At 40.8% G+C, this 18,871-nt stretch carries 24 protein-coding genes and 1 pseudogene; 1 reads left to right on the top strand and 24 read right to left on the bottom strand.

The window, feature by feature from the left end; translation table 11 throughout:
• Positions 1 to 37 precede the first annotated feature (37 nt).
• From IEV36_RS01705 to IEV36_RS01635, 15 genes are all read right to left on the bottom strand, one after another.
• A complete protein-coding gene (locus tag IEV36_RS01705; protein WP_005257530.1) occupies positions 38 to 895 on the bottom strand; it encodes a phage/gene transfer agent baseplate hub protein in 858 nt (285 codons plus the stop codon).
• Positions 892 to 1,542 carry a DUF2460 domain-containing protein gene (locus IEV36_RS01700; protein ID WP_005257528.1) on the bottom strand — a complete coding sequence of 217 codons (651 nt, stop codon included), beginning with the start codon at positions 1,540 to 1,542 and terminating at the stop codon, positions 892 to 894. The genes IEV36_RS01705 and IEV36_RS01700 overlap by 4 nt, the downstream gene beginning before the upstream one ends.
• A 9-nt stretch (positions 1,543 to 1,551) precedes the next feature.
• Positions 1,552 to 4,536, bottom strand: coding sequence for a hypothetical protein (locus IEV36_RS01695; RefSeq protein ID WP_005257526.1), 2,985 nt, complete (start codon positions 4,534 to 4,536; stop codon positions 1,552 to 1,554).
• Between the two features lie 63 nt (positions 4,537 to 4,599).
• On the bottom strand, positions 4,600 to 5,106 hold the full coding sequence (locus IEV36_RS01690) for a zinc ribbon domain-containing protein (RefSeq protein ID WP_005257524.1): 507 nt from the start codon (positions 5,104 to 5,106) through the stop codon (positions 4,600 to 4,602).
• A 72-nt stretch (positions 5,107 to 5,178) separates the two neighbouring features.
• On the bottom strand, positions 5,179 to 5,415 hold the full coding sequence (locus tag IEV36_RS01685) for a hypothetical protein (RefSeq protein ID WP_005257522.1): 237 nt from the start codon (positions 5,413 to 5,415) through the stop codon (positions 5,179 to 5,181).
• A 26-nt stretch (positions 5,416 to 5,441) separates the two neighbouring features.
• Entirely contained in the window at positions 5,442 to 5,753 is a 312-nt protein-coding gene (locus tag IEV36_RS01680; RefSeq protein WP_005257519.1) for a hypothetical protein, read from the bottom strand.
• Between the two features lie 6 nt (positions 5,754 to 5,759).
• The gene (locus tag IEV36_RS01675; protein ID WP_005257517.1) at positions 5,760 to 6,527 is read right to left on the bottom strand and encodes a hypothetical protein; all 768 of its coding nucleotides are present in this window, start codon (positions 6,525 to 6,527) and stop codon (positions 5,760 to 5,762) included.
• A 59-nt stretch (positions 6,528 to 6,586) separates the two neighbouring features.
• The gene (locus tag IEV36_RS01670) at positions 6,587 to 7,030 is read right to left on the bottom strand and encodes a hypothetical protein (protein WP_005257515.1); all 444 of its coding nucleotides are present in this window, start codon (positions 7,028 to 7,030) and stop codon (positions 6,587 to 6,589) included.
• The gene (locus IEV36_RS01665) at positions 7,023 to 7,505 is read right to left on the bottom strand and encodes a hypothetical protein (RefSeq protein ID WP_005257513.1); all 483 of its coding nucleotides are present in this window, start codon (positions 7,503 to 7,505) and stop codon (positions 7,023 to 7,025) included. The genes IEV36_RS01670 and IEV36_RS01665 overlap by 8 nt, the downstream gene beginning before the upstream one ends.
• 7 nt (positions 7,506 to 7,512) lie before the next feature.
• Positions 7,513 to 7,704 carry a hypothetical protein gene (locus IEV36_RS01660; protein ID WP_005257512.1) on the bottom strand — a complete coding sequence of 64 codons (192 nt, stop codon included), beginning with the start codon at positions 7,702 to 7,704 and terminating at the stop codon, positions 7,513 to 7,515.
• A gap of 10 nt (positions 7,705 to 7,714) precedes the next feature.
• Positions 7,715 to 8,098, bottom strand: coding sequence for a DUF4054 domain-containing protein (locus tag IEV36_RS01655; protein ID WP_005257510.1), 384 nt, complete (start codon positions 8,096 to 8,098; stop codon positions 7,715 to 7,717).
• Positions 8,099 to 8,106: 8 nt separating this feature from the next.
• Positions 8,107 to 8,508, bottom strand: a complete 402-nt coding sequence (locus IEV36_RS01650) for a hypothetical protein (protein WP_005257509.1) — start codon at positions 8,506 to 8,508, stop codon at positions 8,107 to 8,109.
• Positions 8,509 to 8,521: 13 nt separating this feature from the next.
• Positions 8,522 to 9,496 carry a DUF2184 domain-containing protein gene (locus IEV36_RS01645; protein WP_005257507.1) on the bottom strand — a complete coding sequence of 325 codons (975 nt, stop codon included), beginning with the start codon at positions 9,494 to 9,496 and terminating at the stop codon, positions 8,522 to 8,524.
• Positions 9,497 to 9,501: 5 nt separating this feature from the next.
• The gene (locus IEV36_RS01640) at positions 9,502 to 9,972 is read right to left on the bottom strand and encodes a structural cement protein Gp24 (RefSeq protein WP_005257505.1); all 471 of its coding nucleotides are present in this window, start codon (positions 9,970 to 9,972) and stop codon (positions 9,502 to 9,504) included.
• A 13-nt stretch (positions 9,973 to 9,985) separates the two neighbouring features.
• On the bottom strand, positions 9,986 to 11,182 hold the full coding sequence (locus tag IEV36_RS01635; RefSeq protein ID WP_032863898.1) for a DUF2213 domain-containing protein: 1,197 nt from the start codon (positions 11,180 to 11,182) through the stop codon (positions 9,986 to 9,988).
• Between the two features lie 87 nt (positions 11,183 to 11,269).
• Here IEV36_RS01635 and IEV36_RS01630 point away from each other — a divergent pair, with 87 nt between their 5' ends.
• Positions 11,270 to 11,803 carry a hypothetical protein gene (locus IEV36_RS01630; RefSeq protein ID WP_005257501.1) on the top strand — a complete coding sequence of 178 codons (534 nt, stop codon included), beginning with the start codon at positions 11,270 to 11,272 and terminating at the stop codon, positions 11,801 to 11,803.
• On the opposite strand, the gene IEV36_RS01625 is transcribed toward IEV36_RS01630, so the two are convergent.
• The 9 genes and pseudogenes from IEV36_RS01625 to IEV36_RS01585 form a co-directional block, all read right to left on the bottom strand.
• Complete coding sequence (locus tag IEV36_RS01625) at positions 11,793 to 12,605, bottom strand: phage head morphogenesis protein (protein ID WP_032863896.1); 813 nt, start codon at positions 12,603 to 12,605, stop codon at positions 11,793 to 11,795. The genes IEV36_RS01630 and IEV36_RS01625 overlap by 11 nt on opposite strands.
• Positions 12,550 to 13,884, bottom strand: a complete 1,335-nt coding sequence (locus IEV36_RS01620; protein ID WP_005257496.1) for a DUF1073 domain-containing protein — start codon at positions 13,882 to 13,884, stop codon at positions 12,550 to 12,552. Before IEV36_RS01620 ends, IEV36_RS01625 begins: the two co-directional genes overlap by 56 nt.
• An 8-nt stretch (positions 13,885 to 13,892) precedes the next feature.
• A complete protein-coding gene (locus tag IEV36_RS01615) occupies positions 13,893 to 15,257 on the bottom strand; it encodes a PBSX family phage terminase large subunit (protein WP_005257495.1) in 1,365 nt (454 codons plus the stop codon).
• On the bottom strand, positions 15,220 to 15,672 hold the full coding sequence (locus IEV36_RS01610) for a DUF2280 domain-containing protein (RefSeq protein WP_005257493.1): 453 nt from the start codon (positions 15,670 to 15,672) through the stop codon (positions 15,220 to 15,222). The genes IEV36_RS01615 and IEV36_RS01610 overlap by 38 nt, the downstream gene beginning before the upstream one ends.
• A 58-nt stretch (positions 15,673 to 15,730) precedes the next feature.
• A complete protein-coding gene (locus IEV36_RS01605) occupies positions 15,731 to 16,372 on the bottom strand; it encodes a putative metallopeptidase (RefSeq protein WP_005257492.1) in 642 nt (213 codons plus the stop codon).
• Positions 16,329 to 16,808: a hypothetical protein gene (locus IEV36_RS01600; protein ID WP_005257491.1), complete on the bottom strand. Its 480-nt coding sequence runs from the start codon at positions 16,806 to 16,808 to the stop codon at positions 16,329 to 16,331. Before IEV36_RS01600 ends, IEV36_RS01605 begins: the two co-directional genes overlap by 44 nt.
• Positions 16,809 to 16,859: 51 nt before the next feature.
• Positions 16,860 to 17,528: a hypothetical protein gene (locus IEV36_RS01595; protein WP_005257490.1), complete on the bottom strand. Its 669-nt coding sequence runs from the start codon at positions 17,526 to 17,528 to the stop codon at positions 16,860 to 16,862.
• Between the two features lie 77 nt (positions 17,529 to 17,605).
• Positions 17,606 to 17,835, bottom strand: a pseudogene (locus IEV36_RS01590) (hypothetical protein).
• A 210-nt stretch (positions 17,836 to 18,045) separates the two neighbouring features.
• On the bottom strand, positions 18,046 to 18,750 hold the full coding sequence (locus IEV36_RS01585) for a hypothetical protein (protein WP_005257488.1): 705 nt from the start codon (positions 18,748 to 18,750) through the stop codon (positions 18,046 to 18,048).
• Between the last annotated feature and the right edge of the window lie 121 nt (positions 18,751 to 18,871).

The following is an 18,871-nucleotide window of genomic DNA, read 5'->3' as shown; positions in this document are numbered from 1 at the left end:
CAGGTGCTGCTGGGTATTAATGAATAGAAAATCAAACTTAAATTGAGGTCTCTGGAATAGGTACGAAAGGTGCACCTCGAAAGCGAGCACGGTTATTAAATCGATTTTGGCAAGTCTCCAGACGCTTATCACATCCTGGATAAACCTTAATTGCTTCACCTATGGCTGGCATTTCTAAAAGTGGCAAGGTGAGTAGCAGTGCCCCAGATTCATGCAACCGTACTGTTCTTTTAATCCCCCGATTAACACCTTGTGTAAACTCGACAACACCCTGTGTAAACCAGCCCTGAGGCTGATTTAGAGTACAAATAATACGGCTGGGTGTACTGTTAGCTTCTATTACAGTATTAACCACATAGGCAGAGCTCAATAAACCACAGCCACTATCAAATAGTGTATTTAAACAACTCGGCTGATATAGGTTACGTGGCATTTTGACATTCAGGATATCGGTATCTGATGCTGCATTGACACGGATCTGATTGCGATCCATTTCTGGTTCAATCAAGCTACCTTCAAATAATATGATTGCTCCAGCACTGGTATCTGTAGGTGTATTCATATCCATAAATACACGCTCTAACTTAAACCGAGCGCCATCCAGAATACCGTTATGAAATGCCTGAACTATAGAAACATCACTAAATAGCGTATCGTCACTCACAAAGATGGTGATCGATAAACTGTCTACTTCAATACCTAGGTTTTGGGAAATACCTTCACGCTCTATAATTGGTCCATCTGAACGAAACAAATGTCCAGCGATCGTTAAATCAAAATCATAATTGGTGTATCGATACACATCACCTTGAATGGTAGTAATGGTGTATAAATCAGCCATGAGGAACTGATCTGCATCAAGTAATGCAATCAGTTTCGGTGAGGCCTGTCTCATATCTTATTCCCCAGGGATCCAACAAATTCAACCTTGCTGGCTTTCCAAAGTTTTCTCATAAAGTTTACATATTGCTGCTCGTGCTCCTTAAATCGGCAACGATAATAATATGTTCCAGTTACGGTAATACTCGTACCATTTGCCAGTGGTTCTGAAAGCACTAATTTGCCATCTTGCGTTATCATGGCTGTGGCTGTATTCCACATCAGCTTTTGGTCATTGGCATCCCACATATCTTTGGTCTGCAACTTATTCCACATATAAGGATTAGCAGATTGAGAAGACCCTAATGTATTGCCAACGGGGAGTTGCAAGTTATGCATTTGCTTATAAAGCTGGAACGTAGTATTAGTCCCATCCCCTTCAAATGTACATGTGAACTCAAAATCATCAGGCATCTTGAATAGGAAGGAATCGAAAGCCCCACGGCGAGCCAGAAAAAAACTTTCAAGGATCTGGAATTCCTTTCTGTTTTTATTTTCCCTGAGGAAAGCATATGACATCGTTATTTCGTACTTTGGCACCGCCTGATAGCTGGCCCGCAACTCCCGTCCATTGACCGATGTCATGATTTTTGTATTAAAAGTGGGAGTCTTGGTCAAGTCCCACTCTAAACCGGGTAATTCAGGAAATAATTCATTCGACATACATACTCCTTATTTACCAAAATTACGGTTATAACCTTTCAAGCCACCAGCCAATTCACGCCCATGTTTTTTCATGAAACGTTTTAAGTCTCTTGAATCCCATGCTTGAATATTGATTGATGACGGCGCACCAACATCTGCGGCAACCATTGATGGATCCTGACCACCACCTACCATTGATTTACCTAAGGCTCGAATCGTATTGGCATGCTGTTTGGGTAAGACCATTTCCTCTTCATGAAGCTGAGTTACTGGATTCACCCCTGATGGAATGTCATAACCTCCTCGAGCAGATTTAATCTTGCCAGCCAGTCCACCTACCAAAGCCAAAGCCGATGCACCTGCAGCAACAGCCAGTACAGGTCCAACATACGGAATCGACACCATGGCCTTAAATGCCCCTGCCATCGCTTCCCATGCATACATCATGATTGACTTGATTGCCTCACCAGCTTTTAGGCCTAATCGTGCAACCACACCCATTCCCGTTGCTGATGTCTTACTCATCTCACCAGCAACAACGGCGGTTGTCTGTGATGCTTGACCAGCTACCTCTGCTGCAGTCTCAGTTTTAATAAAACCCAGACGAACCATTAACCTCCGTGCAAGACCAGCGGCATACAGTTTGATTGGCTCAGTAACCATTTTCTGAATAAAGAAGCCTGCCATATCAGTTAAAACAGCATTGGTAGCGTTACGCCAGGTTAAAGTCCCGTTCATCATGGCTTGAATGCCTTGATCCCATAGGTTAGACATGCGGGATGTAAGACCGCCAAACTTATCCTCGAAATCCTTGATCTGGGCATCGTTAAGTAAATTCGGTGTCTGCAGTGTAGAAACTGTTTGCTCAGTATCCAGACTAGAAATATTATTGAGGATCTGCCCCTGATTGCCCTGCTTCCCAGATTTTTCACTCATCTGGTTTTCCAACTCTAATCGCTCTTCTAAGCCACGGCGTTTTAATTCACGCAACTTATCTTCCAGATCCTTTTCCAGTTGATACTTTTGTACATTGGAAATTTTCTTGGCATCAAATGCAGCCTGTATCTCAGCCTTATTGATTTCAAAAATCCGCTGTGCAGCTAATAGTTCATTTTCAATTCGTTCCTCTTGAAGATTTTTGTACTCTTCAAATTCCTTAACCCGTAATGCTTTGGTTTTATCACTGGCATCTTTTTCGGCTACAATCCGGAACTTTGCTTTTTCAGCATCAGTGACTTTTGATTTTTCAATTTCACTAAGTGCCTTTTGCAAATCCAAAGAAATTTTTTCCTCTGCGGTAGCGTACTTGTATCGAATCTCACCAAGTGCTTTAGCCGCCTGCTCTGCTGCCCGTTGTCTGGCTTTGGCTTCAGCATCCGCCTTGGCTTTAGCTGCAGCTCCACTGGAATCTTTTGTCCCAGTTCCTAGAGAATGGGTGGGATTAAAAGTGGAACTAATAGGCGGTTTTGATTGAACAGAATTTACTGTTTTAGGTGGACCCATAAACATACTAAAAAGTTTTTGCCCACCACTTGTAGCTGACTGGATTGCATTATCCTTAAATGCTCCCCAAGAATTTCCTGTGGTCATTACACCAGTGTTCCATGCATCTTTTATATTTGTTATACGATTTTTCATCTGGCTGCTATATCGGTCTGTGATAGATCCAATTTGCGATAGACCGCTCTCCCAAGATGCCTTAGCTGCAGAAAAATTAAAACTGAGCACATCTCTAACAACATTTCCAAATGATTGAAACTTTACAGAGAGTACATCTAGTCCATATTGTATTGTTTCTCTAAACCCTGCAAATACGTTAATAACAGTGTTTATAGCAATATTGATTGCCTGACAAACAGTTACAACAATAGCTCTTATACCCGCAAACGCAATTTCTATCCCTGTTCTCAAACCGATTGCTACGGCCCCAAAGCCTTTTAATGCACCCGAGATCAAATCTAAGAACCCAATCTGCTGCTGACTACCGTCTCCAATATCTGCTGTTAGATCACTCCAAATGTTTGAGATAAGGCTAAATACAGACTGAACAACACCTAGCAACTCTTCAACTATGGTGATAATTGTTCTCATTGAATCATCAACTGCATTTCTAGCTTGAACAGCAAAATCAATAAAATTATTTGCTATCTGCGTTAGTGCTGGAGCAGCTTGTGCAGCCATTCTTGTTAGAACACCCTGCATAGTAGTTTCAATTGTACTTAAAGCCGAACTAAACTCTTTAGTAGCACGAATTGCCTGCTCGTCCATAATCAAACCAAGGTCGTGAGCTTGTTTTGAATATTCCTTTAATTTGGCAGAATTATTTTCTAATAGTGGGGCCAATAAAGTTGCATCATTGGCAATTGATTCCATATAAAAAGTCATTTCTGCTTGAGAAACGTTGGCTTTTTTTAAAGTCTGGTAATACTTTTCTAAGATCTGTGGTCCAGTTAAACCTTGAAACTCTTTAGCAGTCACTCCAACTTTAGGCGCAATCTTTTCAAAGAAATCGGCCATTTCGCCGCCACCAGTTTGCATAAAATCGCCAAACTTATCGTTCACATCTTTCATGATGTCTGATAGTTTGTCTTGCTCTACACTTACTTTATTTGCCGCAAAAGACCATTCCTGAAATTCAGTTGTTGTTGAATTGGCTAGCCTTGCTTGAATTTCCAGTTGCTTTGATGTTTCGCCGATTTTATTTGTCAGATTTCCAAGCCCAATTAATGCAGTTCCAATTGCAGCGGATACACCAATACCAACTAAAGCTACATTTTTTGCTATCCCTCCAGAAATAGATGCTCCTAAATCTGAAAATCGACTTTTTACCATTTGTGAAACAGATTCAATACTGCTCCGAAAATTTGAAAAATCTGGTTTAAAATCTATTTTTTTTCCCAAATCTTCAATTTGCTCCGCTGTTTTTTCAACAGTTTTCTCGGCGTCATTCATCCCACGTTCAAGCTCTGAAGTTCGGGCACCAACATGAACCTCAACACGATTGTCAGCCATTTTACTTTTCCTTAGATAATAAAAAACCCGCTTTCGCGGGTTCTTTTAAAACTATTAAATAAATTAAATTACTACTAAATCGGTAATACCACAGCTAGATGAAGCAGCTTGGCTATGGATAAAGCCCATATTAAATTGCTTAAACTTTTTAGTTTCACCTGCTTTAATAATTTCGAAAACTTCTCTTTTATTGCTATCAATCTTTGTTCCACTATTTGAAGTATGTTCGCATTCAACAGTAAAATCTTTTATGTCATGAATTCCATTATTTTTGACTGTCATATCAATCATCATAATGTTTCCGAACCCGTCTTTACTCCAACTAAAATCAAACTGAACATCATTAAGCGCTTGTTCTTTAGGTGATAATTGAACCTCACTTGATCCAGATGAAGTTCCACCGCTTTTATCACCCCCTCCAATAGCAGCAAAAATACCAAACACTACAATTACTAAAATAATCCATGTAAAAATAGAAGTTGGTTTTTTAACTTTTGCTCCACAATTTGGACAAGCCTTTGCTTGTGTACTAACCTGTACCCCACATTCCTTACAATTAATTAAAGCCATTTTAAAAACCTTTTATTAACTAGTCTTAAAAACTTAATAGATTACATATAAAGAAATAAAAAGGACAGTCATTTAACCGCCCTGTGGGAAATTCGCTAATACATCTAATAAATCCTCTTCATCATCCTCTGAAGTAAGATATTTTTTTGGATTATCTTCAATTCCTGCAAATGCTTCTAAAATACGACAAAGTCTTTGAACACCAATATTTGTGGGAGGGTATTCTCGTTGATACGCATTTAGTGCTTTGAGCCTAATTAAATCGATCTCATCTCGGACATAATTATAATCACGCCCTAATGTAAGCACTAAATGGGTATACAACTCCTCCCAATCTATTCCCCCGACTGACCCTCATGGTTTTGCTTATCTTGCAAGCCAGATACTGACATTACTGCACCCATCACCTCTTCTAATTGGTCCATATAGATGAGATCTGCTACATCATCACGGGTAATGTTGGGATAGTTTCGTTTAAGTGATTTATGCGCCACATCGATCACCAGACCAACATCAGAAGGCTGAAAGCTTTGCAAGGCAGGTAAAAGCTTTTCAATGGCACCCAAGGATAGCGGTGCAAACATTAATGCCTTGCCATCAATGACAATCTCTTTTCCACGCGGGTTATCAACTTGTTTGAATTGCATCTGCTATTACTCCGACATAGTTGTTTTGAAGACACGGCCTAAATCATCAGCCATTGGTTGAAATTCAAATTCAGGAATATCGTAATCATCCTGTTTTGAACTAAAGGCCAGTTTGTTGCTGACATTACGGAAAAACTCCATGCCCATAAACTTACCTTTGTAGTCTCGTTGCAGGTTGACGGCGAACTCTGGCGTATATCCCATGTCCAGATTGGATACGGTGATTTGCTTTGCACCTGCCACTGTTGCCGAGTATTTAAAGCTAATAAATACCGTCTTACCTACGTCTGCAGTAGCAAAAGTATAAGCACCAGTTGCAGCATCTACACTGTATTGGCCAGTGGTTGGTGCAGTTGCCACCCGCTTCATTGGTACAGCTTTAGAATCCGTAACCCCCAGATCCTTTACATAGGTACCCGCATTCGGAACGACTGGTGTAACCAATCCACCTGCAGGAATAATTTCGCCGTTAATTGTTTGCGCAATGGTCTCAATCCCACCTTCAGCAATAATGCCACCAAAGAAAATCGAGTTGAGCAATGCACCATTAATACGACCAAAGCTGGCCTTGCACTTAATAGAGCCTTTACCACGTGCAGCATCAACAGCAAACTGGCCACGGCCAAACAGTTCTTTTAAGTCATAACTGATGTCTACGGACACCGATTGCAGAACACCTACCTCAACAGGCGTAGGATTACTGATTGGCTGACCATAGACATCCTGAATAGGTGTGGCAAAGATCTTGCCCGCACCAAATAAATACTGAGCCATTATTTTGACCTCTCAAAAATGACGAAACCGCCAAATGGCGGTCATTGAATGATTTATGTTTAATTGGTTGTAAGGATCCGGATAGGGACAATCGCAATAGCCTGGTCATCAAGCATATTCTCGACCGCTTCGTAGACCTCAATTGTTCCATCAATCCAACAATGCTCAACCGTTCCACCTAAGGTCTGGTATTCACACATTTCTGGAAAGTCTGGTTTAATCGCTGCACGAATACGATCAACAAAGATATTTAATTGCGCTGATGGCGGCTTATCCTTATCCGCTTCATGGATATAAAGATAAACCTCTGCAGCAAGCTCTATCTTCGCGTTTAAGCCCTTTACTGGTCCTTCTTGCTGATTGCCTTGGGTAATGAACATTGCTGGCCGTTCAACTGGCAACACATGATTAAAATGACGTAAACGGCGGCTGACCGTTATTAATCCCTCGACTTTAGTACTCAATCGATCAAACAGCGCTTGATATATTGCTTCACTATCCACCCGCCACACCTCTTTGAATTGCTGCATCAATATTTTTGGGCACGATACGTGCAATCATATCCAGCGAATCACGCATAAAACGCAACTCTCTGAACCGAACATTTCGTGAATGCGCCCTAACATTGACCTGAGTCGGTGAAATGGGACGGCCAAAAGCTTGCTTAATGGTCCTTAAATGAGCTTTCACCCCCATAGAACCATTTAAACCAAACTCATGGGTAAAAGCATAAGGGACCAATGCACCACCAGCCCCAACCGTTCCCTCGATCCAGTCCTTATCCTCTTCAACCTTAGATGAAACAGATCCACGTAAGCGGCCAGATTGAACTTTCAACCTTTGGCCACTCAGCATATCTTCCTGAATTGTTCGCTGCAGTCTTAAAGTAAGAGCGTTAATCGTGCGTCTTATTTCAAATCTGATGCGATCGTTCATATCGTCAAAATTGACTTGGACATCAACACGGGTATCGCTCATGACTTATTTACTCTTTTGCAGCTGCTGTGGACTTTTTAGTTTCAACCACATCAACATAGCGCTCAAAACCTAAAGGCTTTAAAAGATTGATGATGTCATCATCCGACTGAACAACGCCGTTTTTTACTTCCAGCATCTGGTCGGCAACAATCAAAGTAGTTGGTTTATAACCTGATGGCGCTTGATATTTAAAACGCATGTATTTTCTCCTACACAACAAAAGCACCAACGCCCAAACGGTTCGGGTTAGTGCCTTTATCATCAATTGGAATGGAATTTTTTAAGGCAAGGTAACGCTGGCCATAAATGCTCTGATCAAAGAAATTCTCTTTTTGCGATCGTGAATAACTCACACTCTGACCAGCAATGGTCATGCTGGATGCGTTGGAGAACGCACTACCAGCCTTGCTATTTGTTTCAACTTTAAGGATATGTGCTGCATACAGACCTACAGCACGCTCCTTTAATGCACCAAACTCAAGCTGTGACACGACCAACTCAGCCTCTTCAAGTGCATCCTGAATGACTGGATCTGGAAGATTAATTAAAGCCGTATCATTGGCAAACTTCTGGCGAAACGTTTGTATGTCCATAGCACACCTTATTCCTTAGCTTGAGCCAACTTGGCTTCCAGCTGCTCAAGTGATTCATCATCACTGAATGCAACTCCAAGCTCTTTTAATTCAGCTTTGACCGCATCTAAGGCGGCTTTCTGCGCATCATCTGCAGCCTTGGCAGCATCGGCAGCGGCGTCATTTTGCTTGCCTTTGCCACCACCAGCGCCACGGCCACTAGTTTTACCAGATGATTTAGGCTCGCTTGGCTCATCAATTTCCTGAACATCAATCTCACCCACCTCAATCAAGTGTTTTGCAAACTTATTTTTGGAGAGTTTCTTATGCGATTCTTCATCAATAAGCGTTGGAACACCTACAGGTAAAACAGCAACACCAGAAAAAACAAAAGCGGCTTGAGAGCCGCTATAGGTATATGAATATTTCATGTGGTTTTAATCCTTATGCGTGGTCCAGATAACGAAGTGAATCAACGCGCTTCAACCATACGCCTTGGTATTTGTAGTGACCTGGTACCTTAATATCCAGTCCAACCGGCTGAGCCGCCAAAAACGTGACGTCATTGCATTTCATTTGAATACATGAAGGATCACGGCGGTAAATGATAGAACGGTCGGCGCCTGCTGTACCCTTGCCATTGGAACGGCCTAATCCACGGATGGTTAATGGCTTATTCTGGGTGGCAAAAATGTTATTTTCTTCAATGAACTTCAAGAAAGTTTTACCACCAGAATCAGGAACGATTCGGGTTGAAAGGTGCTTATATTGATTGGATGCCATTAAGTAAGTATCGGGCTGTACAGAAACATCACCATCGATCTGATCTTCAGCATCCGCAAGGCTTGAGTTAAAGTCACCTAAGATCTCTTCAATGGTTGCCATAGCCCAGTCATGCTGAGCGGTTACAACCGTCACACCAGTTTGATTTAAGAAGCCCATGACACCAATATTTGCATTGCCATACCAGGCAATGTTACTTAGGTGACGTTCAGCGGCTAAACGCGCTGACTGAACCTTGTCCGGTTCAAGTGCAATATTCATTTTCTGAGCAGTTTCTAGCTCAAGTACAGAATACCAGTAACTGATGGTACCTACCTTAATTGGTAGCGATACAGTGTCGTAATCGACTTCTGCCACAGGAATATCATTCCCGGTACCAGAATATTCTTTACCAATACCAACACCCTTTTTACGGGTTAAGACTTCACCACCACCGAACACACCGCTTACAGGTTTAACAGGGATGTACTTGGCGTAATCCATGACCTGCTGTAGCTGTGGGTCCATTTCGTTAAATTCTTCCAGTTTAACGAATAGTTGGGCCAATGCATCAATGTTAAATGCATCACCAATATTTGCTTGAACCATTTGAGCTACAGGCGTTAAACGTAGCTTCATTGCCGCCAATTTACTCATAATTATTATGCCCCACGTAATCGAACAGCAGCTAAGCCCTGCTCATTTGAAATTGTTTCCCAAGATGCGTTCGGTAACTCGGTACCATCTGTTGCAGTTGGAGATAAAGAACCCAACGGCGCTGCTGTAGTGCCATTAGCCGTTTTGACATAAACCTTTGTGTTAATGTCAGTAACAGGAGCTGTGGTTTTCACCCAAATTGAACCAATCGTCATGACTGGCGCAACATCGGTTGCCTTATAGGCTTCTTTGCCATCAGCTGTTTTGCCTGACTTACCTACGCCGTGGCGCAGAATAATCCCAAACTTGGTATTGGTTGCCCCCGTTACTGCAGTAACCGTTTTACCGTCTGCAGTACGTACCACAACATCACCGTCATTTACCAAAACTGAACCAGATACTGGTAGGGATAAAATATCCTCAGGCCCAATGAGGTGAAATTTCATGCCTGGTACGGCATCGTATTGCTTAACCATGATTTACATCCCCTTAGATTGTTTTGTATGCATCTTCTTTACTGTAGGTCTTTTCATCCCCACCGCCTGCAGGCTTGCCATCACCAACTTTATTGTGTTGTTGGTCATTTAATGCATCACCTACTGAATTGGTTGGTACCGTACCTTTAACTGCAGATAATGCGCGGAATGCGGTATCGATCTGCTCAGGCTTGGCATCACCTACTGAAACAGATCCCAACAGTGCACCGACCAAAGCATCACCAGCTTTAGCTGCAATCACATCACGCTTGATCTGCTCACAACTGCAACCTTCCGTTTTAATCGTTGGTACCAACGCTTTAGCATCCGCAATAACAGTTGCTCGTTCAGTTGCCGCCTGCTCCAGTTTCTCAGGCGTAATCTGATTGCGTTCCAGATCCCCCACTTTCTGTTCAAGGGTGGCTTTATCGGTATGGAGTTTATCTACAACAGCTTGAACGGCTGTTAACTCATCTCCGATCGAAAACTGTTGATCACCTACTTTCAATTTTGCAGCCTTCAGGTTCTTCAGTTGCTCTTCTTGAATCTTCAATGCATCTGCCAAGGCTTTGTTATCGCCAATTTCAAAACGCATACCGTTTACATTTACTTCCATTGTTGTTGCCCCTTTTAGAGTTTGGTTTTGGTCACCGATGCGGCAATCGCCCCCGCAACGGCCGTATTTCACCAGCGCCATGTGATCGCCGTTAAAATTGATAAACTTGGCTTGATACGGCGTACCATCTGGCGCCGTACCTTGCTCAAGAACTAAAATTGCTGCATAACCGAGTGACATCTCGATACGCTCATTGCTTTGGATAAGATCGATACTGATCTTGTCCTTGATGAGCAAATCCCCAACCAGATAATCACCCTCTTGGCGCACGTTCTCACAGTAGCCAATGTGGTAATCCTTCCAGTTAGAGGCATTAATCTCATTTTTGGGAGGATGGTAGTCAGTAACATCTACGCCATTGAAACTCTTAATAGTCTCGGGCTTAAAGAGTTCTTCAGCTGGTGTGTAGACATTAATGTTCTGATCGGGGGTAAATCCTTCCAGATTAGGAAACTCGTATGCGTAGTACTGCCTTACCTGAGGTGCTTTGGCCAAGCGCACATTCACGCATTTCAGATACCCTTCTTTGGTAAATGAACGAGAGGATTCGCTTGGCGCAAAGTCACCAACTTTGAGTTGATAAATTATTTTCATGAATTGCGCCCAATAAAAAACCACCTTAAAAGGTGGCTCTTTAATCTGATAAAAATTAAACTATTAAAAAAACATAAAGGTAGATAAATGAATCCTCTAATAAATACTTGGTTAGTGATCGGTAATAATTCGGATCAAATACAAACGATTCTTGCAATAATAGGATTGGTACTTGCTGTGATTGCAGCATTGTATGCAAAAAAACAAATAAAACTATCTCAAGATCAAAGACTATTTGAATTAAAATTAGCAATACTTAGTGCCGCCTATGAATGCAAAGATTTAATTTATGAAATCAAACACAAACATAACGCTCTTAAATCTGAATTTTCAAAATTACTTCAGGCACGTAACTTATCCCTTGAAAGTAATGTTATTGGTTTTGATTACGACTATCATGAATATTTTGATATGCAATTAAATCAATTAAATGCACCAGAAGATGTAGTCAATACTCTAATAAAAGAGTTAAGTAATGAAAAACAAAATCCATCATTACAAGAACTAGAAAGATATTTAAAACACCTAATTACATCAAAAGGAAGTATATATAATGCTCATAATGGATACTTAAGACAAATTGAAGAGCTCAAACAAAAAAATGAGGCCTTTAATCAATAAGTATATCCTCATAATTAGGCAACGCCGTACAACGGCATCGGATAGGCTCACCAGGATGGCCACCAGCTGGCGGGTCATCCCATCTAAACGTCTCACCCTGCTTATGTCGATGGTCTAACCGAACACGCTCATCTTTGGCCGTTTGCCAGGTATAAGTCTCAACACCCATCGACAACTGCCTCGCTTTATTAATTTGACCATTAATCTTGCCCATCTGATCTGCAGCAATTAAACGTGCACGGTAATCGGTAGTTTGACCGAGCTTGGCAATTGCCTTTGCCAGTTCCTCATTAGTCTGTCCCGTCTGTAGCGCATTTAAAACCAGAGCTTCTACCTTGTCGGCGTATTGGCTTGGTATCGATCTAATTAAAGAAACGTTCGCCTCGATATTGGTATCAACAACATCCTGAATATCTGAGGCACGATAGAACGGCGTAAGATCCACCCCAATAATTGACTTGGTGTGCTCTGCTATCTGCTTATCAACTTCCTTCCGGGTATCGTTGACAACTTTCGTAGCTACGGGCCTTGAGACCTCTACAACGTATTTTGTCAGTTTTTCCCGGAACGCCGTAATCATGTCTGAAAACCAAGCATCACCAATATTCTGACCAACAGTAGGGATAACTAGATCCTTGGTCTGTTCCTGGCAATATTGGGAAATGGCCAGTAATTGCCGCATGTAGTAAAACTCAATACGGCGATTCACCTTTACTGGTCTTGGCTTGGTTGCCTTTCGTCCCTTCTTACGCTTTTTGGCTTCCTGCAGGTGGGGTTTCAATATCTGGATTATCGTCGTCATCAACATTCACCATTAATTCAAGCTGTTTGATATGCTTCTCATCGATCACAGAGTAGACCTCATCAATAACTAGCTGCCGTGCAATCTGTGGTTCCGTGATAATGCCCATTTCCAGATATTTAGCATCTCGTTCCGCATTGGCCTTTTCTACCTCAGCGCGAACTTTGGCATCAAGCTGCCACAATGGATTAAACACAATGCCAAGACCAGGTATCTGACGGCCAAATGATGTCTGACAGATCACTGCCAATAGTCGCAACATGAAGGGTTTAAGCGTCCAAGTCTGCTTTGTCGCGATACTATCATAATAGTTGCGTGTATCATGCTCACCCGTGGCATTCATGCCTGCAGGTGATTGACCAAACAGAATCGTGTATGGCATTTCTGCAGCACCAGATGCTTGAATTGAGAACTCGCGCATCATGTCGGGCAGGCCGGCAAAGTTATAAGTCTTAGAGTTATATTCCTCTTCCTTATCTAAAACGATCATGCCGTTCAGGCTCTTTAACAGACCGACACTCAAGAAACGTTCAGCTACTGCCTTCATATCCTCTTTGATCTTATCCACCAGTCCTGGCGTACTAATCACATCGATTTTAGATTCATGGACCAAACTTGCCGATGCCTTTTTAACTGATGCGTGGTCTAGCAGTTCCTCATAAACTTCCTGCAACACGCTTTGCGGATCTTCATTCACTACATCGGCATGACTAAATTTAATAAGACGACTGTGATGAATGCGCTGATTGGATTTACCATCGATGTTGAGCTTGTAGAACTCTGGCTGTTTGATAAGGCCACCACATTGACTTGGTGGCAAATACTTGGTGGTATCTGCCTCAATGTACTTTTTCTTCAGTACAGTGAAAAACTCCAAACGGCCAATGCCTAATTTATTCAACTCAAATGGCTGGTCCAAATTACCACCATCAACCGTGCCTAGCAGCACATAAGTAACGCCGTACAAGCGAGATAGCACCAAACTAGACAATAAGACACCATCCAGATTAAAGCGCTTACATGCCTCCTCAAGCTTAGCCAGGTCATTATCCTGAATGCCTTCATAGAACCAGCCTGCCCGTAACATGTCACTGGCAGGGCGATTCACAATCCGTTTAGCTAACCAATGTTGATAGACCGCTTCAAGTTGATCATCTGGAATAGTCTTCTTTACGAAATGTCCATGTGATGCCTTGTCACGCTCAGTACCAATGTTGGAGACAAAATTTGTATAAGCCCCTGCATCGCCAATAGCATCGGGCTTTTTATTCTCAGCCATAATTTTTCCTAATCAAATACAGTGGATGCATGTGCAATAGGTGCAAACGTCATAACAACAGCATCTGCAACGTTGGGGCTTTCAACACCACGTTTTTTTAAATCCTTTTTACTCTCTACCACTACACGACCATCGGCCGCAGTTTGACGTCTTGGGGCAGATAGCTCATCCATTAATTGTTCCAAGTGTGAGCATTCACTGGAAATGCTGATCAACTTATCAATTGGATATTTATGCCCTTTCTTAACAGCGTTATAGGTATTTCTGAACCGATCTGCCAACAACCACCATGCTTGAGCTTTTAAGTTGTAGAACATATCTTTGTTCTTCACCTGTGTGCCGTCATAGATACCCTCAGGATTATGCACTGCGTCGGCTGCATTAAACTTTAAATACTTAATGTGCAGACGGCGCAATTTATTTAACTCTTTGAATTTTGAACCAGCTGAAGCACCCACTCCAATAGAGTCATAAATGATTCGAGCTTGATATCTTTCTGCCAATGTATAAGTCCGTGTACAGCTCTCCAAGAGTTCATCCTCTTGACCTTTCCACTCATCTACATCATGCAGAATTGATCCATGACTTAAAGCGTTTGCACATTTATCATCACCATCATCAGCAACGTCAAAACCTACCCTTTTGGTCCCCAGCCCTTCAAATCCTAAAATAAGATGAGCATCAATGGCCGCAAGGATCCAACTTCGCTTAATAATGACTGAATCATCATCTTCCTTGGCATATCCCATATAAACATGGTTATAGTTATCCTCATCCTCTTCTTTTGCCGCTGCAGCAATAGCAAGAGCTGTTTGAGAAAGGAAAGGATTATCTGGGTAGTTAATTTTACGGACCACTGTATTAGGTGGTGGATTAGTCACGAAACGACGATATACAAAATCGGTAGTGAGCTTAGGATTAAAAACAATCCAAAATTGTGAATGCTCTTTTCGAATTGTTGGCTCTAATATTTCCCACTGCTCCTTAGTAATATTGTGCGCCTCTTCAAGCCAACAAATATCCACACCTTCTAATGACTTAATCTCATCAATATTTCGCCATAAACCATAGAATAAATATTCAGAACCGGTATAAATATTTTCAATCTTATTATTTAGAATTCGGAAGCGGTCCTTTAAGCCGAAACGTTCAATTTGCACCTTCAGCAAAGAATAAACTGATTCTTCAATCTTATTTTGGAACTGTCGTGCGCAAAGAACCCGCAATTTATAGTTGTCTGAAAGAAAAATAGAGAATCCTGCTGCATCCCAAGACTTTGATGAAAACCGTCCGCCGTATAAAACTTTATTACGTGCTGGTTCTAACCAAAAATCCTCAAGAGCTGGATTCAGTGTCGGTAGATTTTCTGCCATAAAAATGCCCTAAACCAGATGGATATGAAGTTTCATTTTTGACTGAGCTTTCAATCTTATTGGTGTACTGACCACCGCTATCTTTTGCCGCCTGTTCAAGTAACTTCATTTTGGTTTTAACGTTACGTGATATATCCAAGTATTTTTGATACTGGCGCAAGCGGTAATGTTTGTTAGCGATAGGGATATCTATTAAGCCGTCATCAAATTTCTTCCTGGTCTCATTGAACAGGTCGACATATTTCACACTTAGATTACGACCAGAATATTTGGTCGGATCGTAGGATTGACATTGACTACGGGTAACATCAACTCCAAATTCTTGTTTGACGCTCTCCACTACCTCTTGAGGGGTATCACGGCAAGCAAGAGACTGAACTATAAAGATTTTTACAGGCTCTTTTAGTGCCGCCATAAACGCACCTCCGTACAGCTACGTACAACAAGACAGGCAAAAAAATGAGCCAACCAGCTCAACCAATAATGCATGTCCCACAGCACTTGGAAATATTTACTTCTGATACAAACGGCGTTTGCTTCGCCACTTCTACAAGTCGCTTAACGTTATCGCTCGCTCCCCAACGTTTGACCACGCCTATAAACTCCTCTACATCGTGGCCAGCAAGATAATGCTTTGGTAAGCCTGTCATATCACTGTAGAGAGGCTCGCCGTACTCATCCTGTTCTACGCCTATGTGGTAAAGCTCATGCTCTATCAATGCGCAAAATTCACTATCACTGGCCTGTTCACAAAAACTGGCGTCAATAGTGATGAGGTAAACAGGCACATAACCGAACCAGTCTCGCATCTGTTGCTCTTGTCGGGCTTTACGCCAACCACCCTGGTTAAACATCACCTTTTCGCACTGGCCAAGGACCATACGCTTTTTGGCTACACAAGCGGATGATGCCCATGCAAATGCCAAAAATTCTTCACTGTCATGGATAAGCTCAGCAATATGGTCATGGTCTGGATTATGTAGTGGTCCACCAATGGTTAAAAAGTTCTTTACCACCCAATCCATAAGATCTGGTGCAGGTGCAAGGCGTATTGCTTCTTCCTCGTCTGCTTTATCCATCAATTCCATTGGTGGAAATGGTCGAATCTGGCTCATTAAATCTCTGCCTTTTTATACTTTTAAGCCACTGGTCAGCGTAGCTTGCTTCAATCTGCGTTAGTCCTGATTCATCAATCTTGTATCGAGTAGATGATTCAATCCTTACAACCGTATAACCCTTCTCCCAAGCTTGATCATATTTATCAAGACTCCAAGCTTTATTTGCCAATTTACCTTTACGGCCACCAGACCAAGGACCACCAGAAATCTCAATTAAGATCCTATCCTCAATAAGGTGAAAGTCGTAACGCCAGTGTTTTGTTGATTTGAATTGGAATAATTTTTCAAACTTTATCTCTAATATCTGTAAAGCACGTTCCAAATCTCCAAAGGTATCTAAATAAGCTTGTTTGGCTTTCGGTAGCGGCTTGCTTTTAGGTTTAGTTTTGGGTGGTTGTTTTCTGGTGAGAGCAAAATATTTTGAAATATCCATCAATTTCACTCATAAAAAAACCACCCATAGGTGGCCTCTCCTAAATTTAGATTAAAGTTTTGTTGATTTTTCTTCTAATAATTTTTTTACGTTAGCTTTAAATGAATCGGTTTGAGCTGAAAGTAACAGAACCTTTTCAGACCCAAAATCTAGAGGAATTCTCTTTGCAAAATTGTCATCTAATTCAGTTCTTATCCAATTTTCTATAAAACACATATTTCTATTTATTTCCTCACCATACTTTCCACAATCATTTATTAATAATTCAATTTTAAACTGTATCAGTTTTAACTGTGCATATAACTGACCAACATCTTTCATTGCCTCTTTTAAAATATTGAATTCCTCATCAACATTACCAAGCGCAAAGTCGTGATCTACTATATATTTATTCGTTCGATCAACGTTCTCTTTTACTGCGCCTAAATAGATGGAACACAGGTTTTTAAAGTCATCAAGCCATTTTTTTCTAATCTCTATCTGAAATCTATAATCTTCTAAATTAATATCTGTCTGTTTTTTTAAGAATGCTTTCAGATCTTCTAATTCTTTATCATGGGTTGATTTTATTACACCCTTTAACTTTTCCAGCGAAATGTCATATTCGTGCTTTATGCTATTTTTTAAACGCTCAAGAAACCAATTTTTAGCTAAATATAGAATTCCTCCCAAAGTCAGGGAAGGTGCAAGCGTTATAACCACGTAATCTAGAATATTCATTTAACCCCCCAATATATAGGGTTATTATAGCATTTGAGAAAAAAAACTCACATTTCTGTGAGCTTCATTATTAAAATTTATGAAAGATATGGATATTTTGAGCCAAATGTTTATTGGCGATTACTGTTGTTTCGGCATATGGCATTTCAGCACATAGCCAAAACCTGTATGGCTTACCTTCAACAATGTATGTCTGGCAGTTATATGATGATTTCTTGGTAGCATCAATTTCGCTTGCTTCAAAATAGGTCCCTTCTCGGTTAGTCACAACCACACCGTCCAGATCACCACCAATACAAATATTTATCATAATTATCCGTTAAATTATGATTCACAGCTTAACACATAAAGTAAAAAGCCCCGCTAATAACATGTGTGTCAGCGGGGCTTCTTGTGCCGAAATACGCTCGGCCAGTTGACTCGCACTGCGCTAATACGAGTGAGGGTAGAGTTTTAAAAGCCCAACCACGTGCAGGGCATAAAAGAAAACCTCTCGAAGGAGGTTAGCGTTTACTAATTATGATTCAATCTTACTTTTAATTTTCAGTAGGTCCCCATAAAGTTTAATCGCCTCGTCTATTTCTTTTTCGACGTCTTCGCGACTACGATTAACATAAGCCATGTAATTCTGAATCATTTGGTCATCTATTAAGAGAAGTACCTTACTTGGAGTTGGGTATCCTTGTGAGAGCTCATTAGTTAGACATGTCCGTAATTTAGAATCTAACCCCATGATTTGTTGGTAGTGATTCTCAATCAATATATGAACAACATGCCTAATCCTATCTTTTAAAATATCTATTGCGTTTGATTTTTCAATTTGAGCATACAGATCAATAAAATTCTTTGCTCTTTCATCCTTTAAGCAAATGGTTCCCCATCCACCCGAAAAATCTAAAGACTTTCCTAACATTAGCCCAAAAGTTTGAATCCTAGATTCACGCAATGTCTCTATTGCTTCATTAACTTCATCTTTTGCTTGTTTTAACTTAATTAGGTTCCCACCAATAGATAGTTCTTGAATCTCACTTAAGAAATTGATAATTAGACAAACAAACATTGATGCAATTACTAATGCAACAAATTCAGTACCGTTTATTTTTCCCTTATCTAGAACAAAATATGACAACATGCATAATAATGAAAATGTAAAAATCAAAAATATATTTTTTAAGACAATTTTATTAAAAATAGCCAGATAAATTTTTTTAAAAAAACTCATATGCAAATTCAGGATTAATTATATTTGTATTATCATATCTCTATTAATCAAAAAAGCCCACCTTTCGATGAGCTTTTAAGTACTTAGTGGATTACCATAACTTCGTCCACTATAACAGAAA

It is taken from the genome of Acinetobacter vivianii, from assembly GCF_014635885.1.
Taxonomy (GTDB): Bacteria; Pseudomonadota; Gammaproteobacteria; order Pseudomonadales; family Moraxellaceae; genus Acinetobacter; species Acinetobacter vivianii.
This window is presented reverse-complemented; position numbering and strand designations above follow the sequence as displayed.

Excerpts from the sequence above, each read along its gene's own strand:
- IEV36_RS01705 (WP_005257530.1), bottom strand. The coding sequence starts at position 895 with ATGAGACAGGCCTCACCGAAACTGATTGCATTACTTGATGCAGATCAG.
- IEV36_RS01700 (WP_005257528.1), bottom strand. The coding sequence starts at position 1,542 with ATGTCGAATGAATTATTTCCTGAATTACCCGGTTTAGAGTGGGACTTG.
- IEV36_RS01695 (WP_005257526.1), bottom strand. The coding sequence starts at position 4,536 with ATGGCTGACAATCGTGTTGAGGTTCATGTTGGTGCCCGAACTTCAGAG.
- IEV36_RS01690 (WP_005257524.1), bottom strand. The coding sequence starts at position 5,106 with ATGGCTTTAATTAATTGTAAGGAATGTGGGGTACAGGTTAGTACACAA.
- IEV36_RS01680 (WP_005257519.1), bottom strand. The coding sequence starts at position 5,753 with ATGCAATTCAAACAAGTTGATAACCCGCGTGGAAAAGAGATTGTCATT.
- IEV36_RS01675 (WP_005257517.1), bottom strand. The coding sequence starts at position 6,527 with ATGGCTCAGTATTTATTTGGTGCGGGCAAGATCTTTGCCACACCTATT.
- IEV36_RS01665 (WP_005257513.1), bottom strand. The coding sequence starts at position 7,505 with ATGAGCGATACCCGTGTTGATGTCCAAGTCAATTTTGACGATATGAAC.
- IEV36_RS01660 (WP_005257512.1), bottom strand. The coding sequence starts at position 7,704 with ATGCGTTTTAAATATCAAGCGCCATCAGGTTATAAACCAACTACTTTG.
- IEV36_RS01655 (WP_005257510.1), bottom strand. The coding sequence starts at position 8,098 with ATGGACATACAAACGTTTCGCCAGAAGTTTGCCAATGATACGGCTTTA.
- IEV36_RS01650 (WP_005257509.1), bottom strand. The coding sequence starts at position 8,508 with ATGAAATATTCATATACCTATAGCGGCTCTCAAGCCGCTTTTGTTTTT.
- IEV36_RS01645 (WP_005257507.1), bottom strand. The coding sequence starts at position 9,496 with ATGAGTAAATTGGCGGCAATGAAGCTACGTTTAACGCCTGTAGCTCAA.
- IEV36_RS01640 (WP_005257505.1), bottom strand. The coding sequence starts at position 9,972 with ATGGTTAAGCAATACGATGCCGTACCAGGCATGAAATTTCACCTCATT.
- IEV36_RS01635 (WP_032863898.1), bottom strand. The coding sequence starts at position 11,182 with ATGAAAATAATTTATCAACTCAAAGTTGGTGACTTTGCGCCAAGCGAA.
- IEV36_RS01630 (WP_005257501.1), top strand. The coding sequence starts at position 11,270 with ATGAATCCTCTAATAAATACTTGGTTAGTGATCGGTAATAATTCGGAT.
- IEV36_RS01625 (WP_032863896.1), bottom strand. The coding sequence starts at position 12,605 with ATGACGACGATAATCCAGATATTGAAACCCCACCTGCAGGAAGCCAAA.
- IEV36_RS01620 (WP_005257496.1), bottom strand. The coding sequence starts at position 13,884 with ATGGCTGAGAATAAAAAGCCCGATGCTATTGGCGATGCAGGGGCTTAT.
- IEV36_RS01615 (WP_005257495.1), bottom strand. The coding sequence starts at position 15,257 with ATGGCAGAAAATCTACCGACACTGAATCCAGCTCTTGAGGATTTTTGG.
- IEV36_RS01610 (WP_005257493.1), bottom strand. The coding sequence starts at position 15,672 with ATGGCGGCACTAAAAGAGCCTGTAAAAATCTTTATAGTTCAGTCTCTT.
- IEV36_RS01605 (WP_005257492.1), bottom strand. The coding sequence starts at position 16,372 with ATGAGCCAGATTCGACCATTTCCACCAATGGAATTGATGGATAAAGCA.
- IEV36_RS01600 (WP_005257491.1), bottom strand. The coding sequence starts at position 16,808 with ATGGATATTTCAAAATATTTTGCTCTCACCAGAAAACAACCACCCAAA.
- IEV36_RS01595 (WP_005257490.1), bottom strand. The coding sequence starts at position 17,528 with ATGAATATTCTAGATTACGTGGTTATAACGCTTGCACCTTCCCTGACT.
- IEV36_RS01585 (WP_005257488.1), bottom strand. The coding sequence starts at position 18,750 with ATGAGTTTTTTTAAAAAAATTTATCTGGCTATTTTTAATAAAATTGTC.